13 protein-coding genes and 3 pseudogenes are annotated in these 16,116 nt (G+C 70.7%); 9 read left to right on the top strand and 7 right to left on the bottom strand.

The annotated features are described in order from the left end of the window. Positions 1-75: 75 nt before the first annotated feature. Positions 76-366: an SDR family NAD(P)-dependent oxidoreductase gene (locus KUM40_RS22060; protein ID WP_254395494.1), complete on the bottom strand. Its 291-nt coding sequence runs from the start codon at positions 364-366 to the stop codon at positions 76-78. 268 nt (positions 367-634) lie between these two features. Between KUM40_RS22060 and KUM40_RS22065 the strand changes: the two genes are divergently transcribed. Beyond that, positions 635-1,018, top strand: coding sequence for a MerR family transcriptional regulator (locus KUM40_RS22065; RefSeq protein ID WP_217167757.1), 384 nt, complete (start codon positions 635-637; stop codon positions 1,016-1,018). Between the two features lie 36 nt (positions 1,019-1,054). Here the strand turns inward: KUM40_RS22065 and KUM40_RS22070 are convergent. Further along, positions 1,055-1,719, bottom strand: a pseudogene (locus tag KUM40_RS22070) (transposase family protein). A gap of 267 nt (positions 1,720-1,986) precedes the next feature. On the opposite strand from KUM40_RS22070, the gene KUM40_RS22075 reads away from it, so the two are divergent. The 6 genes and pseudogenes from KUM40_RS22075 to KUM40_RS41560 all read left to right on the top strand — a co-directional run bounded on the left by KUM40_RS22075 (position 1,987) and on the right by KUM40_RS41560 (position 7,790). Beyond that, on the top strand, positions 1,987-2,568 hold the full coding sequence (locus KUM40_RS22075) for a phosphoesterase (RefSeq protein WP_217167758.1): 582 nt from the start codon (positions 1,987-1,989) through the stop codon (positions 2,566-2,568). Further along, positions 2,565-4,130 carry an alkaline phosphatase gene (locus KUM40_RS22080; RefSeq protein WP_217167759.1) on the top strand — a complete coding sequence of 522 codons (1,566 nt, stop codon included), beginning with the start codon at positions 2,565-2,567 and terminating at the stop codon, positions 4,128-4,130. Before KUM40_RS22075 ends, KUM40_RS22080 begins: the two co-directional genes overlap by 4 nt. A gap of 109 nt (positions 4,131-4,239) precedes the next feature. Then, positions 4,240-4,995: a molybdopterin-dependent oxidoreductase gene (locus tag KUM40_RS22085; RefSeq protein ID WP_217167760.1), complete on the top strand. Its 756-nt coding sequence runs from the start codon at positions 4,240-4,242 to the stop codon at positions 4,993-4,995. Continuing rightward, positions 4,979-5,692: a cytochrome b/b6 domain-containing protein gene (locus KUM40_RS22090; RefSeq protein WP_217167761.1), complete on the top strand. Its 714-nt coding sequence runs from the start codon at positions 4,979-4,981 to the stop codon at positions 5,690-5,692. The genes KUM40_RS22085 and KUM40_RS22090 overlap by 17 nt, the downstream gene beginning before the upstream one ends. 52 nt (positions 5,693-5,744) lie before the next feature. Further along, a pseudogene (locus KUM40_RS22095) lies at positions 5,745-6,614 on the top strand (FAD-dependent oxidoreductase); the annotation flags it as partial. Positions 6,615-6,692: 78 nt separating this feature from the next. After that, the gene (locus KUM40_RS41560; RefSeq protein ID WP_254395681.1) at positions 6,693-7,790 is read left to right on the top strand and encodes an alpha/beta hydrolase; all 1,098 of its coding nucleotides are present in this window, start codon (positions 6,693-6,695) and stop codon (positions 7,788-7,790) included. A gap of 360 nt (positions 7,791-8,150) precedes the next feature. Here KUM40_RS41560 and KUM40_RS41565 read toward each other — a convergent pair. From KUM40_RS41565 to KUM40_RS22120, 5 genes and pseudogenes are all read right to left on the bottom strand, one after another. Then, positions 8,151-8,746, bottom strand: a pseudogene (locus KUM40_RS41565) (trimeric intracellular cation channel family protein); the annotation flags it as partial. A gap of 1,309 nt (positions 8,747-10,055) precedes the next feature. Continuing rightward, a complete protein-coding gene (locus KUM40_RS22105; protein ID WP_217167762.1) occupies positions 10,056-10,847 on the bottom strand; it encodes an ABC transporter ATP-binding protein in 792 nt (263 codons plus the stop codon). Next, positions 10,847-11,947: an iron ABC transporter permease gene (locus tag KUM40_RS22110; protein WP_254395495.1), complete on the bottom strand. Its 1,101-nt coding sequence runs from the start codon at positions 11,945-11,947 to the stop codon at positions 10,847-10,849. Before KUM40_RS22110 ends, KUM40_RS22105 begins: the two co-directional genes overlap by 1 nt. After that, a complete protein-coding gene (locus KUM40_RS22115; protein ID WP_217167763.1) occupies positions 11,948-13,000 on the bottom strand; it encodes an ABC transporter substrate-binding protein in 1,053 nt (350 codons plus the stop codon). A 134-nt stretch (positions 13,001-13,134) separates the two neighbouring features. Next, complete coding sequence (locus KUM40_RS22120) at positions 13,135-13,881, bottom strand: sigma-70 family RNA polymerase sigma factor (RefSeq protein WP_254395496.1); 747 nt, start codon at positions 13,879-13,881, stop codon at positions 13,135-13,137. 483 nt (positions 13,882-14,364) lie between these two features. Here KUM40_RS22120 and KUM40_RS22130 point away from each other — a divergent pair, with 483 nt between their 5' ends. Both KUM40_RS22130 and KUM40_RS22135 read left to right on the top strand, forming a co-directional pair. Continuing rightward, entirely contained in the window at positions 14,365-15,426 is a 1,062-nt protein-coding gene (locus KUM40_RS22130) for an aminotransferase class V-fold PLP-dependent enzyme (protein WP_308401232.1), read from the top strand. A gap of 200 nt (positions 15,427-15,626) precedes the next feature. Further along, on the top strand, positions 15,627-15,875 hold the full coding sequence (locus KUM40_RS22135; protein WP_217167765.1) for a hypothetical protein: 249 nt from the start codon (positions 15,627-15,629) through the stop codon (positions 15,873-15,875). Positions 15,876-16,116 lie beyond the last annotated feature (241 nt).

Here is a 16,116-nt window from a genome sequence, read left to right on the forward strand (position 1 = left end):
ATCGAGGCTAGCGCCCCGCGCAGCCACGACCACCGTCGACCTTCCCGACAGCAGAGGACAACAACACCACCATGATCAACTTAAGCTAAGTGGCATTGACCCCTGAGGCGTGGCCACCCACGACAGCACGGACAGCACGTTGACGATCGCGCCACCACCGTTGGAGGCGAGACGGGGAGCGAACGCGCGAATGACCCGCAGGGTGCCGAAGAGATGTGTCTCCAAGTCCTGCCTGACCTTGTCCAGGTCGTCTGCCAGAAGCCGCGCGTGCGTTGCGCTGCCGGCGTTGTTCACCAGCAAGGTGACGTCCTCTGCGGTCGCGGCCGCGTCTGCGATCGACTCCTCGTCCAGCAGATCCAGGCGCAAGGGCGTGATCCGCGGGTCGGAGGTGTCGATCAGCTCCGGACGGCGGGCAGCCGCGTAGACCTTGTCGGCCCCCTGGCCAGCAGCTCATCGACGAAGCGTCGACCGATCCCACGATTGGCGCCGGTCACCAGTGCGGTCGTACCGGAAATGTGCATGACCTATCCCTTTGGTAGCGCGGCGAAGCCCTCCCTCACCGACGTCCGTAGGCTAAAACTTCACGTCAGCGTCATAGGCAAATGCAGTCACAAAGAGGTCTGGAATGGTTACGATGCGTATAGGAGAGGTGGCGGCCGCAGCGGGGGTGAGCGCACGTGCTTTGCGTTACTACGAGGAACAGGGGCTACTCCGCCCGGAGCGCACCGCAGGGGGTCAGCGGACCTACCCGCAGTCGGCCGTGGACCGTGTGAAGATCATCCAACAGCTCTACGGAGCCGGCCTGAGCAGCCGTTTGATCGAAACCGTACTGCCCGCCGTCGATGCCCGCCGCATGGATCCCGACCTGCTGCGACGCTTGCTCGCCGAACGGGACCGCATCAAGGAGAAGACCGAAGAACTGCACGAAGCGGGACGCCGACTCGACATCCTGATCGGCCTCGCCACGCAATCAGACCCGTACGCGTGCCCAGCGACGCTCGACCGGACCATGACGTGAGCCCAGTACCGCTGCAGACGAGTCACTGGACCGTTTTCATCCTGAATATGCGCAGGTCATCGGGGTGTGGATGGCTTGGACGGCGGTACCGACGCGGCGGGTGGAGCAGCGGGCTCGCCGCAGCAGCCGCCACGTCTTGAGTCGGGCCGTTCGCCGGGGGTCCGGAGTCGGGCATGGTCGCGGTTGAACTGCTGGTAGTGCTCGGGTTGTTCACTGTGGTGGCAGTACGAGGTGCGGAAGGTCGCGCCGGCGCCCTGGTGGGCGCGGTCAGACGTGGGTGCGGCCCGGTGCCGCGCGGGAGAACCCCAGTGGGGTGCCGTCGGGTCGTGCGACAACGGGGACGAGCGTGCCGTCGACGATGACGAAGTCTCCCTCGTCCAGGCCGACGAGAGCCTCGTGCAGGCCGGGCGCCCAGGAGGCCAGGACCTCAGAGTCTCGTCCACGTACCGCCGGGCGGTCGCGGTGGAGACACCGCACCCCGCCGCGAGCTGAGGCAGCGTCTCGTTCTTGCGCGGATGCACCAGTGCGAGAAGGGCCTGGTGGAAGCAGCCCGGCTTGCGCCATCGCGTACCGCGTTCACACCTTCGGGCATGGATGAGCCACGAGACATGCTCGACCAGCTCACGAGGGACATCGAGCGTGGCACGACACGGGACCAGGCGAGGCTCCTCGGGCGAAGCGCCGTGCGTAGAGAACACCACCGCAACGACCAGGAGCCTCGTCTCGTCACCTCACCCCGCCGACCTGCACCATCACCCCAGCAGGACAGGATGAAGACGGTTCACTGCTCCTCCTGAGGATTCAGGACTGCGCCAATTTGCCGTCCTTTCGAGGAACGGTCCGAGCAGGAGGGCGCTTCATGGCCGCCGGCATGGCCGGATTGCGACGGCATTTGCGTCCGATACTCCCCCGGTTCACCTCCCGCTGTTGTGCTTGTCCAGCCGACTTCCCTAACTCAGGAGGCACTTGTGAATCTGGTCGTCAACGGCGACGCCGAAAGAGGGCCCGGCGGGAATGCCGAGCCCGTCGGCACCGTGGCGGGCTGGCGGATCGCCCAGGGCGCCCCCGCGCTCGTCGGGTACACCGTGGGCGGCGGATATCCGACCGCCGCGGATCCGGGGCCCGCGCGCCGCGGCAGCCGCTTCTTCAGCGGTGGCAACTCGCCGCGTACCGCGCTGGTGCAGGACATCCGGCTGCCGTTCTTCGGACCCGTGGGCAGGGCGGCGGTCGACGCGGGGCGGGTGCGCTACCGGCTGACCGCCTGGCTGGGCGGGTACGCCGGCCAGGAGGACGGCGCCCGGCTGTCGGCCGAGTTCCGCGACCGGGCGGGGACACCGGTGGCGCTGAGTGTGCTCGGCCCGGTCACCGCCGCCGAACGCGGTGCGCGCACCGGGCTCCTGGAGCGGACCGCGTCCGCCGCCGTGCCGCCCGGCGCCCGCACCGTCCGGGTGCTGCTCGTCTTCACCCGCAGCGGCGGCGGCACGTCCAACGACGGCTACGCCGACGGGATGTCGATGCACCTGACCGCCACGAGGGGACACGACAAGTGACCAGGATCGACCGACGCGGACTGCTCAAGGCCGCCGCTGCCGCCGGCGCCCTCAATCTGGCGTGGCCGCTCAGCGCCGGACTGACACCCGCTCAGGCACGGGAGGCCGCGGAGGCGCTCGGTGCCGATTACGACCCGGCGCCGTTCACCCTCGGTGTCGCCTCCGGCGACCCCCGGCCGACCGGTGTCCTGCTGTGGACGCGGCTGGCGCCGGAACCCCTGGCCGCCGAACAGCGGCTGCCCGAGGTGGTCGAGGTGGAGTGGACCGTCGCCCTGGACCGAGGGCTGCGGCGCGTCGTCGCCCACGGCACCGCACCGGCCTCCGCGACGCTCGGGCACAGCGTCCACGTGCCCGTGAACGGCCTGCGGCCCGGCACCCGTTACTGGTACGGATTCAAGGCGCTGGGCCGGACCTCCCGCGTCGGCCGCACCCGGACCGCGCCGGCCCACCACGTCGGCAAGGTCCGCTTCGCCGCCGCCAACTGCCAGGCGTTCCACGACGGCTTCTACGCCGCCCACCGCGCCATCGCCCGGGAGAACGTCGACTTCGTCCTCCACCTCGGCGACTACATCTACGAGCACGGGCAGGTCGGCGGTGTCCCCGCCGACCACGTCCGCGACCACGAGAGCCCCACCGTCTTCACCCTCGCCGACTACCGCCGCCGTCACGCTCTCTACAAGGGCGACGCGTCACTGCGCGAGGCGCACGCCGCTCACCCCTGGTTCCTGACCTGGGACGACCACGAGGCGGCGAACGACTACTCCGGCACCGGCGGCGGTGCCCCCTTCATGCAGCGCCGGGCCGCCGCGTACCAGGCCTGGTACGAGCACATGCCGCACCGCGACGACAGCGACGTCGCCCTGCCCGACCCGGAGATCCACCGGGTCCGCCGCTGGGGCGGGCTGCTGGAGCTGACCATTCTGGACCTGCGGTCCCACCGCTCGGCGCAGAACCTGGCCGACGGCACGATCCTCGGTGCCGGCCAGAAGGACTGGCTCAAGCGTGTCGTCGACCGCGCCCCGGACGCCTGGCATGTCTGGGCCAACTCCATCATGCTCAGCCAGCTCCGCGGCTCGCCCGGCGGCCCGTACATGTTCACCGACCAGTGGGACGGCTTCCTCGAGGAGCGCAAGGAAGTCCTCGGTCATGTGCACGGCAGCGGCCTGGAGGATCTGGTCGTCGTCACGGGCGACTGGCACTCCGCGTTCGTCGACGACATCAGGACCGACTTCGACGAGACGTCCTCACCCGTTGTGGGCACGGAGTTCACCGCCCACTCCGTCACGTCCGGGGCGTACCCGCCGGACTGGAACAAGGCGAACGGTCCGGTGATGGGCGCGGCCAACCCGCACCTGAAGTACTTCGAGGGCAACCGCTACGGCTACGACGTGTACGAGGTCACCCCCGAGCGGTTCAGCGCGCACATGCGAGTGATCGGCGACCGCCGCGACCCGGCCTCCCCCGTCACCACGCTGACCACGTTCCACGTGGACCGCGGGACGGTCGGCTCCTACGAGGACCGGGCGACGAAGGACTCCCCCGCGCAGTACCGCCGGGACTGACGCGTTCGCGCGCCGACCCGCCCCGTCGGCACCGGCCTGCCCGCCGGCCTCCGTCCGCACGTCCGCGGCGTCTGTTCAACACGACGCCGCGGGCGTACGTATACAAGGCATGAGCGACTCTCAATCCAAGGTGCCGTCCCCACTCCCGGACCCCGGAGCCGACCGCCGCGGTGCCCCGGTGGGCCGGCGCGTGCTGCTGGGCATGCTCGGGCTGGGCGCCGTGGGCGTCGCGGCCGGAGGCCCGATTCAGAACGTGGTCGCCAAGGGCATCGACACCGTGGCCCAGAAGGATCCGACGGGCCTGTCGGACCTGCTTCCCGGCAACCGTTTCCGCTACTACACGATCACCTCCTCCACACCCGAGCAGGACGAGACGACCTACCGTCTCAGGATCGGCGGCATGGTGGACAAGCCGATGACCTACCGGCTGTCCGACCTGGCCGCGCTGCCCCAGACCAGGACCGTCCGCGACGTGCAGTGCGTGACCGGCTGGCGGGTGCCGAAGACCCCCTTCGGCGGGGTGCGCCTGTCCACCCTCCTCGACGCCGCGGGCGTGTCGCCCGACGCCAAGGCCATCCGGTTCACCTGCTTCGACGGCGCGTACACCGAGAGCCTCACCCTCGACCAGGCCCGCCGGCCCGACGTGCTGGTCGCCACCAGCATGGAGGACAAGCCGGTCACCCATGCCCACGGCGGTCCGGTCCGGCTCTACGTGGCCCCGATGTACTTCTACAAGTCCGCGAAATGGCTGTCGGGCATCACCGTCACCGACGAGGTGATCCCCGGATACTGGGAGCGCCTGGGCTACGACGTGGACGCGTGGGTGGGGCGCTCGAACGGACGTGACGATGCCCCCACGGTCTGACTCCGCCGCACGCTCCGCCCTCCCCCGCACCGGCAGGCTGCTGCGCTTCACCGCCGCGGCGCGCTGGGCCCATCACACCACCGCGGTCCTGGCCGGGGTGTGCATCTTCACCGCCGCCTGCCTGTACATATCCCCCCTCGCCCAGCTCGTCGGCCGCCGCCCGCTGGTGACCACCGTGCACGAGTGGTCCGGGATCGCGCTTCCCGTGCCGGTGCTGCTGGGCATGGCCTCCCGGGCCCTGCGCTCGGACCTGGGACGGCTCAATCGCTTCGCGCCCCACGACCGCCGCTGGCTGAAGGCCGCGGTCAGGCGCAGCGGGACCTCGGGCATTCCCTCGGGCAAGTTCAACGCGGGCCAGAAGGTCTACGCCTCGTGGACGGCGGGCGCGGGTCTGGTCATGGTGGGGACGGGGCTGCTGCTCTGGTTCCCGGAACTCGTCTCCCTGTCCGTGCGCATGGGGGCGACGTTCGTGCACGACTGGCTCGCCCTGACGATCGGGGTGGTGCTGGCCGGGCACATCTGGAAGGCGGCCGGCGACCCCGGGGCCAGGGAGGGCATGTGGCGGAGGACGGTCTCACGGAGGTGGGCGGACCGGGAACACCGGTTGTGGCGGCAGGAGATGGACGGCCACTCCGATCCGGACACGCTGACGGACCTGCGGACGCTCCCGGAACCGGACCCGGAGTCGCATCTCTGATCTCTGGTGTCCGTTGTCTGGTGTCCGTTGTCTATCGGTTCGGTGATGGGTCGGGACCGTCCTGCGCGACTGGCGACCCGACCCGGACGACCGGGCCAATCCCGAGATCGACCGCGGGCAACTCCGTGACCTGCTGCTCGGCCCTCTCGACGTCCGGTGGGGTCGGGGCGTGACGCAGGTGGTGCCGGGGACCCGGGATGGCGTGCTGGTCCACTTCGCGGACGGGCGGCAGGAGGCGTTCGACCTCGTGGTCGGCGCGGACGGCGCCTGGTCCCGGATCCGCCCGGCGGTCTCCTCGGCGACACCGCAGTACACCGGCGTCACCCATGTCGAGACCTCCCTCGACGACGTCGACACCCGCCACCCCGACCTCGCCCGGCTGATCGGCGACGGTTCCATGGCCGTGTACGGCGTGAACCGGGGTCTCGTCGCCCAGCGCAACAGCGGCGGCCACGTCAAGGTGTACGCCAAGTTCCGCGCGCCGCTGGACTGGCACACGAACCTGGACCTGGCCGACGTCGAGGCCGTGCGCTCGAGCCTGCTGGCTCTGTTCGACGGCTGGGCCGCTCCCGTCCTCGACCTCCTCCGCCACGGCACCGCTTTCGTCCACCGCCCGCTCTACGTACTGCCCGTGTCCCACACCTGGACCCACGTCCCCGGGGTGACGCTACTGGGCGACGCCGCCCATCTGATGCCCCTCTTGGGGGCGGGCGCGAACCTCGCGATGCTGGAAGGCGCCGAACTCGCCGAGTCCATCGCCACCGGCCCCGAGGATCTGGACGAAACCGTCCGCGCCTTCGAGGAACAGATGTGGGCACGGGCCGGCAAGTGGGCGAAGATCACGACGGCCGGCCTGGAACGCCTCGTGAGCCCGGACCCCGCCGAAGCCCTCGCCCTCTTCGACCAGGTCCAGCCGTCCTGACCGCCGAGCTCGAGCGGCAGGCGGAGGCTGGTGCGGCCGTCGGGCAACGCCCGTGACGTCCGCCCACTCTTACCCGGCATGAGAACTCCCGCACGATCCGTGTTCCGTCTGCTGGCAGGACTGTTACTCCTCACCGGCGTCCTGACGGCAGGGGCTCAGGTTCCCGCCACCGCGCAGGAGAACCGGGGCCCGGTCGCCGTCGCCGAGTACGACCTGGGCGACACGGCCTTCCGAGATCCGCAGACCGGCACGGTGAGCGAAGTGCGCGCGGTGGTGCATTACCCGCGGCACCTCACCGGCCGGGCACCCCTGATCGTCATGGCGCACGGCTCGTGGTGGGCCTGCGACCGCATGGACGCCGCCACCTGGCCCTGTCCGTCCGGCTCCCGCCCGTTCCCGAGCTATCGCGGCTACGACTATCTCGGCGCCGCACTGGCCGCCCGCGGCTTCGTGGTCGCGTCGATCAGTGTCGACGGCATCAACCAGACGTCCTTCGACTACGGCGACCGCGCCCGGCTCGTCAACGAACACCTGCGTCTTTGGAAGCAGTTGGCCGCGGGCCGGGGCGGCCCCCTGACCGACCGGCTCGTCGACGGGCCCGGGCAACCGGTCGCACCGCGCTTCGCCGGCCACGTCGACATGACCCGCGTCGGCACCCTGGGCCACTCACGCGGCGGCAAGGGCGTGATGTGGCAGGCGTCCGACAAGCACCGCGCCGAATGGCCGACCGGAGTGCGCGTGCGTGCGGTCCTGGCGCTCGCCCCGGTCAAGTTCGACGACCCCGAGGGGGACAACAGCGACACACTCGTCACCCGGCTCCCGTTCGCCGTGGTCACCAGCGGCTGTGACGGAGCGGTCCGCGAAGCCGGCCAGGAGTACCTGGACGACGTCGCGGGGAAGAACCGGGCGACGGACTACTCCGTGTCGCTCCACAACGCGAACCACAACTTCTTCAACACGACCTGGACGCCGCCCTTCCTGTTCGGCGAGGACGACAGCACCTGCCCGGACCGGCAGGTGACTCCCGGCCGGCAGCAGGACGCGCTCACCGCCTACGCGACCGCGTTCTTCGGCAGCCAACTCCAGGGCGACCGAAGGGGGCTGGCGGTCCTGACCGGCGTACAGCCGCTGCCGGGCGGACCGTCGACGACGCGGGTGGTGCCGGCGGTTCGGTGACGCGCCCACGGGCGGTGCCGTGGCGTGCGGTGTCCCCGCACGCCACCGCACAGGCACACCGCCTCCGCGTCGGCCGGGACTACGCCGGCCGGTTTGGGAGTGCGCCCTTCCGCTCCTGCGATGACCGGGGTGCGGGGCGCCGCGGTACGAGCCGTGGATCCGGTGGCCGTGACGCGTCGCGCCGGGGCGCGGCAGCGGGGCGGCCGTGACGTGTACGCAGGGTGAGCGTCGGCGATTCCAGCAGGGGCAGGACGGCTGTCCTCGCCTCGTCGGTCGTGCCGGTTTCCGGCGGCGCGCGCTGTCGCGTGGCGCGTCCGGTGCCCACTGGAGCCGCAGTCCCGCGAAGGGATCGCGCCAGAAGTGCGACCGCGGCGTCCGCCATCGGCGCCGCAGGGCGAGGATGCGCAGACCGAAGCCGAGGAACGCCGTGGCGAAGGCGGTGAGGGCGTTCAGCAGCCCGGTGGCCTGCAACAGGGTGACCAGTGCACCGCCGGCCAGTGCGGGGACCGCGTAGAGGTCGGTGTTCCAGCGCAGCAGCGGCGGCAGTTCGAGGGCGAGCAGGCTGCTCAGTACGCCACCGCCGACGGCGCTGGCTGCGCCGAGGGCGACCGCGGCGGGAACGTTGAATCCGTGTGACAGCGCCTTGATGGTGCCGGTGACGCTGAAGAGGCCGAGCGCCGCCGCGTCGCCCAGGTCGAAGAGGCGGCCTTCACGGACCGCCCCGCCGTGGTGGAGCCGGTGGCCGAAGTAGACGATGGCCGCCGCCACGCAGGGTGTCAGGAAGTATCCGAGATCGGTGAAGGCGACGGGCCGGACTCCGATCACCAGGTCGCGGAAGAGCCCGCCGCCCAGGCCGGCCGCTTCGCTGAGGATCACGGTGCCGATGATGTCGAAGTCCTTGCGCACCGCGAGGATGCCCCCGGACAGGCGAAGGAGAAGATGCCGATCAGATCCATGGAGTACTGAGCCGCTTGGCTCACATCGTCGATCGGCAACGGAGGGCTCCGCCGGGCGACGGCGACGGACAGTGCGTCAAGGGGAGGGGCCGGTCAAGGGCAGAGGCCCGGCCGGTTCCGGGGCCGTGCCCAGCGGTCCCCTGCTCGGTCGTACGCGTGTCCTCTGCTGGTCTCATCAATCGTCGGCCTTCTTGGTAAGTGGCTGTTGGTAAGTGGCTGTCGACCCTCGGCTGCCGCCGGAGATCCGCACCGAACCCCCCTACCTCACAAGGGCGTTCACACCCTGGGTGCTCGTACGGCACAACGGCCGCAGCGGCTGGCCGGTTCATCAGCGGTCCTCGCCGTGGAGGCGTGGAACTGCTCGTCGATCAGTCATCAACCCAGGCGTCCTGCCGACCCGCCACGATGACGACAGCATGACGGTTGGCGGTACAGGCTGCGCCACCACGCGTGGCTCCTTCGCGTGACGCCCGGCGTCCCGATCCCGGACGTGGGAACGTCGCAGGTCCTCGGGGAGATCACGGCCGGGCACGGCACGAGGATCCGGCCGGCCGACCGACGCAGTGCTGCGGGCTTCGCAGGACGAGCACCTGACCCTGTACGGCCTGTGCACCGGTGTGGTCCTGCTGTAAGAGGCCGGTGATCGACGACCGGCCCGCTACCACGGCCGCCTCGTCCACGTGTACCTCAGGGGGCGAATTCCAGGGGCCGACGTGCGTGTCGAGGGGGGAGCGCTACCTGGAGTTCGAACGCCGGGCGACTGTCCTGGTGGCCTCGTCCAGCCGGCCGGGAGCATGACGTAAACGGCAGCGGCCGCAGGAGATGCTCCGGGGCGTTGCCACCCCCACGCCCTCCTCAACGATCTACGCGTCCACGACGTCGCCGACCGGGACGGTGTGACCTTGCCAGTGGTGCGGTTGCGGCGGATGAGGAAGTGGCGGTGACCGCCGGCGCCGGTGTGGATCCAGGCCCAGCCGTAGTGGCGCGGGCCCTTCGCGCCGTTGCCCGCGCGGACAGGGATGCGGCCGTTGTTGATCCGCACCCGCGTCAGGCACAGCCTGGGCCTCGGCCTTGCGCACCCAGAATCCATGGCCAGGGTGTCCACTCCAAGGGATCAGCCGCATGTTCCCCCCTCACCCACGCCCAACCCCAGCGGACGCAGGGCTCCCACACGGCCTTGACCGCCGTCGTCCGGCGGTCCCCCAGCACGTTCTCCTCGATCTCCCGGCGGGTCCGTTCCTCCAGGAAGGCCCACCAGCCGCTCATCGGACGTCCGGGCTCCATGTCGTGCTGTCGCCCGGGCTCCCGTCTACGGCGGCGGGCCGGAAGCCGCGGTGGCCGTGTGGTCGAACGCGATCAGCGGATCGCCCGTCAGAGGATGCTCGATGACCGCGGCCCGCACCCCGAAGACGTCCGCGATGAGTTGGGGGGTGAGCACTTCCAGTGGTGTGCCCGAGGCGACGACCTCACCGGCGCACAGCACATGAAGCCGGTCGCAGACCGAGGCGGCCGCGTTCAGGTCGTGCAACGACACGAGGGTCGTACGGTGCTGGGCCCGCAGCAGTGCCAGCAGTTCCACCTGGTGGCGTACGTCCAGGTGGTTGGTCGGTTCGTCCAGGACGAGCACGTCCGGGTCCTGGGCCAGGGTGCGGGCCAGCAGCACCCGCTGCCGTTCCCCTCCCGACAGGGCCGAGAACCTGCGCCTGCCGTAGGGCGCCATGTCCACCCGGTCCAGGGCGTCGGCGACGATCGTCCGGTCCCCGTGGTCCTCACCTGCGAAGGCCCGCTTGTACGGGATGCGCCCCATCGCCACCACTTCGCGCACGGTCAGCTCGAAGTCGCCGCCCCGTTCCTGGGGCAGCGCGGCGACATGCCGCGCTGCCCGTGCCGGCGGCAGGCTCGCCAGGTCCGTACCGTCGAGCAGGACCCGGCCGGCCGCGGGACGCAGATGCCGGTAGACGGTGCGCAGCACGGTCGACTTGCCGCTGCCGTTCGGTCCGATCAGCCCGGTGATCTGTCCGGGGGCGGCGGACAGGCGCACCCCGGACACCACTGTGCGGCCGTCGTAGGCGACCCGGAGGCCGTCCACCTCGATCCTCATCAGGTTCGCTCCAGCCGGCGGTCCAGCAGGAAAAGCAGTACGGGAGCACCGATGAAGGCGGTGACGACGCCCACCGGCAGCTCCATCGACGGCAGCGCCGTACGGCAGACGATGTCGACCACGACCAGCAGTACGGCACCGGTCAGCGCGGAGACCGGCAGCAGCCTGCGATGGTCGCCGCCGATGACGAGCCGGCACAGGTGCGGCACCATCAGCCCCACGAAGCCGATGGCCCCGGAGACGGACACCAGTACACCCGTCAGCACACTGGTCACGACGAACAGTTCCCTGCGCAGCGCCGCCACGTCCACGCCGAGTCCGGCCGCCGTCTCATCGCCCAGGAGCAGGGCGTTCAGTGCCCTGGCCCGCGCCTGGAGGGCGAGCAGGCCGAGGACCACCGCCGCGGCGGGGAGGGCGAGGGTGCTCCACTGGGCCCCGCCGAGACTGCCCAGCAGCCAGAACAGCACACCCTGGGTCTGCTGCTCGTCGCCGATCCTGAGGACCAGATAGCTGGTGAATCCGGACAGGAACTGCCCGACCGCCACACCGGCCAGCACGAGTCTCAGCGGGGAGAACCCGCCCCCGCGTCGGGCCACCGCCCAGACCAGGGCGAAGGACAGGAGCGCACCGAGAAAGGCGGCCGAGGAGACCCCGAGCCCGAGCAGTCCTCCGGTGCCGGCGCCGAGCACGATGGCGGCGACGGCCCCGAGCGAGGCTCCGTTGGAGATGCCCAGCAGATAGGGGTCCGCCAGCGGGTTGCGCACCAGCGCCTGGACGGCCGTGCCCACGACGCCGAGTCCGGCCCCGACGAGGGCGGCGAGCAGCGCGCGGGGAACCCGCAACTGCCAGACGATGAGGTCCTGGGTGCCGGGCCGCAGCTGCCCGCCGGTCAGCCGGTGCAGCACCGTGGACCACACGTCGCCGAACGGCACGTTGGAGGAGCCCCACGACACGGCCGCGGTGAGTGCCAGCACCAGAGCCACGGTGAGGCCGGCGAGCAGCAGGCCGACGGGTACGGTCCTGGGCCCCGAGTCGTCGGACTTCGGCACCCGCGACCCCGTCTCGCGTGCCGCGCCGGTGGATGACGACGCCTTCGCCATCTACCGCACGTCCTGGAACTTGTCCGGGTACAGGGTGCGGGCGATCTGCTCGACCGCCTCCGCGTTGGCGACGCCCGGAGTCGTCATCCTCTCCGACCGGATCCGCAGGAACCTGTGCTCCTTGACTGCGGTCAGGCCCCGGGTGGCCGGGAAGGACTCGAGGAACCGCTCCGCCTCGTCGAACGCCTTTCCGTCCGCCTCGGCGCTGCCCCGGTTGCGTACGGTCAGCTGGATCCAGTCGGGGTTCTTGGCGACGATGTCCTCCCAGCCGGTCTTCTCGAAGGCGCCGTCGCAGTCACGGAAGATGTTGCGGGCCCCGGCGAGGGTGATCACGGCGTTGGCCACCTGCTTGCCGCACACCGCGCTGGGCTGCTTGGTGCCCGCGTCGAAGTCGAAGACGAAGTAGGTGGGCCGCTCCGCGTCGGGCACGGCCGCCACCCGCTCCCCCACCGCGTCCGTCTTCTGGCGCATCCCGGCGACGATCTCACCGGCCCGGCCGGACGTACCGGTGAGAGTCCCGAGCCGTTCGATGTCGTCCATGACCGCGGACAGGTCCTTCTGCGGCCCGGGGCCTTCGGCGGCGCACGCGGTGGAGAGCAGCTGAACCACCTTGATGCCGGCCGCGTCGAACTCCTCGGGGCGGGGGAAGGCGGCGGTGCCGCTCGCCGGCCGGAACGTCTGCAGGTAGGCGTCCGCACCCGAACCGAGCAGCTTCTCCTTGGGGATGACCGTCCGGCCGAGGACCGGCACGTCGGACGCCTGGTCGGCCAGGCCCGCGGGCAACGCGCCCTTGCCCGGGGGGAATCCGGTGCCGATCACCTTCGGGCCCGCCCCGAGCCGCAGCAGGATCTCCAGTCCCGACGCGTTGCTCGTGACGATCTCGTCGGGGGGCGACTCGAACATGACTTTCTCACCGTCGCAGTTCTCCACCGACACCGGGGATCCGCCCCGTGCGGCCGGCGATTCGTCCGCGCCGCCGCCCCCGCCGCATGCGGTGGCGAGCAGCCCCGCGGTAAGGACGGCGCCGCTGACCGGGCGCCACAGTCTGAACACGTTCTTCCTCCACAACCCACTGCCGTGTGTATCCGGAGAACCCCGTTCGCCGGGCTCTGCACAACTGGTCGCGGTGGCGGGGTGCCGGGTTCCCGGGCCGTTCCGTATTTCTGGCACCCGGCGAGGGCCGGCCCTCAGCCGCTCTCGGAGTGGGCCGCGTCCGCCTCCCTGACCAGGTCGGCCAGCGCGTAGCGGGCTCGCGCGACGCGGGAACGGACCGTACCGACGGGGCAGCCCAGGACGGTGGCGGCCTCGGCGTAGGGGAAGCCCAGGAGCTGGGTGATCACGAAGGCCTCGCGGCGTTCCGCGTGGATCGTCGTCAGCAGCTCCATGAGGGCCACGCCTTCCTCGAAGCCGGGCAGGTGACGGGGCTGGGCGCCTTCGGCGGCACTGCGCCAGTCGTCCTGGTCGGCGTGCCGGGGCCGGGCGGCGGCGTGGCGGAAGCTGTCGATCACGGTGTGCCGGGCGATGGACAGCAGCCAGGTACGGGCGGACGAACGCCCCTCGAACCGGGGCAGGCTGATCAGCGCCCGCAGAAAGACCTCCTGAGTGAGGTCGTCGGCCTCCTGCGGATCGGCGCTGAGATACGACACGTAGGTCCACACGTCGCGGTGCAGCGCGCGGACGAAGAGGTCGGTGTTGCGGGCGTCACCGTCCCGGGCCGCCAGCGCGAGCCGTGTCGCCGCCGCCTCGGATGCCGCCGTGCGCCGCTTCCGGGTGCGCTCGGCGCAGGGACGCCGGGCAGGGGGTTGCCGGTCCGGATCAGCGCCCCCCGAAACTCCGACGCCGCCCACTCCTCCTCCGCTTCGCCGCGCCGTTCGGCTCCGGCGCCGTCCCCGTTCCTCGGCGGTCATGGCGCTGCGGATGCGTGCCACGGCCATGGCTGGTCCTCCTGCCGTCCAAAAGCCCGACGCCAGTGCGTCATGGGAGGTACGCGAAGCGGCGGGGGAACGTTGAAAGGCTGATCCTCGCCGCACCCCCAAAAGCCGCGCGGTCACCTTCTCGTCGGTTCCCGTAGACCTTTCCGCTCCCGACGCAACCAACATGCACCACGCCGTGCAGGCGTACGTATTGACGAGCGAAGGGAAATCCGTGACGACCCCGCACCACTCCGTTCGCCCCGCCCTGCTCAACAGGGGGGCCGCGCTCTCAGATCCCGGCGGGCGTTGTTCGCCCGGGGCGCGTCCGTAGTCCTTCTCACCGGTGTCGGCGCGACATCCGCCGTCGCGGATCACAGCGGGCGGCACCGGGCCATCACCACGCCGGACGCGCCGGCGGCCATCGGGCCCTATTCGCAAGGCGTCTAGGCCGCGAACCTGGCCTTCGTCTCCGGACAGCTGCCGCTCGATCCGAAGACCGGGGCCATTCCCCCCGGCGCTTCCGTGGCGGAGCAGACGCGCCGGGCACTGCGCAGCGTCGAGGCCGTCCTGAAGGCCGACGGCATGACGCTCGAGCAGGTCGTGAGCACGACGGTCTACCTCGCCGACCTGGACGATTTCACCCGCTTCAACGCCGCGTACGCCGAGTTCCTGCGTTCCTCCGTTCCTCCGCCCCTCCCGCCCGGGCCACCGTCGAGGTGGCGCGTGTGCCGCGGAACGCCAAGATCGAGATCTCCGCAAGCGCTGTGCGTTGAGACACGAGACAGAAATGACATGATCATGGACAAGAAGGCGTCCCCTGACGATGCCGGTGTCTCACGGCGGGGGTTCGTCGGCCTGCTGGGCGCCGGTGCCGCGTCCGTCGGCATCGGAGCGGTCGGCGTCTCCCAGGCTGCGGGCGCGCCCTTGGCCGGCACGACGTCCGCCACGCTGCCGCCCGCCATGTCGCCACGGTACCGGGACGCCGTGGAAAGACTGTTCGTCCTGGACAAGGACGTACTGTTCATGAACGTCGACACGGTCGGGTCGCCCCCGCGCGAGGTGCTCGACACGGTCGCCCGGACCCGGCGGGAAGTGGCCGTCGGGGCGCTCGCCGGCTACAGCGCCTTCGACGACATACGAGCCCTCGTGGCGAGGGGTTACGGATGCGACCCCGACGAAGTCGCCCTCACGCACAACACCAGCGACGCCATGTCGAAGATCATCGCTGGTCTCGCCCTGAAGGAGGGTGACAAGGTCCTCATCACCAACCACGAACACCCCTCCTCGACCACGTCGTTGACCCAGGCGCGGGACCGGCACGGGATCGTCGTCAAGCAGGTGGGCCTCCCGGTCGGCAACGACCAGCGGGCCGAGGACTACGTCGAACTGTGCCGCCGTGGCATCACCTGGCGGACCAAGGCGATGCTGGCGAAGCTCGCCCAGGACCACGGCCTGATCAGCATCGTCGACAGCGCCCACGTGCCGGGCATGATGGCGTACAGCTTCCATGAGCTGGGGATCGACTTCCTCGCCGGGTCGATGGCGAAGTGGCAGTGTGCTCCTTGAGCTACCCCACCCAGGCTTCTCCAGGACGTCGGCAACAGCGGCATCGCGATGATGGACGGTGTGCGCAGCGCCTGCGAGATCTGGGACCGCATCGGGCGCACCAGGATCACAGTCTCGGGCTCTCCGCGTATCTGAGGGAACTGATCGCCGAGCGCTGGAGCGTCGATTCCCTGTACTCACCGAAGGACGACCCGCGGCTGGTGTGCGCGCTCACCTCCTTCGCGCCGTTCCGCGACCCGGCCGACGTCCATGACGCGAAGAAGGCGTCGACGCTCGTGACCCGGCTCAAGGAGGAGCACGGCATCGTGATCCGCAGCAGCGAGTTCCCCGTGATCGGCTCGGCCAAGCAGCACCAGACGCTGCGCATCTCCACGCACCTCTTCCACCAGAAGAGGGACGTGGAGCGGCTCGTCGACGCGTTGTGGCGGCTGTCGCGCGAGATGAGCTGACCTCCTCCGGACGCCATCGCCACGGGCCGCGGACAAGGATGCGCGGCCCGTGGCGTCCACGCGTCGCGAGGTCAAGGCCCGCCCGACGGTCTCAGGCGCCTTCGAGTCCGGCCTCGAGGCGCTCAACCCTCATGCGCGGTGACCGCTGCACGCGAGTCGAGCGAGACCTCCGAGTTCGCGGGCCGCTTGTTCGTGGCGGCCTTGTGCGAGGTGGGGCATGAGCGTGCCTCACTTCCTGGCT

The sequence above is a fragment of the Streptomyces sp. AC512_CC834 genome (assembly GCF_019049325.1).
Taxonomy (GTDB): domain Bacteria; phylum Actinomycetota; class Actinomycetes; order Streptomycetales; family Streptomycetaceae; genus Streptomyces.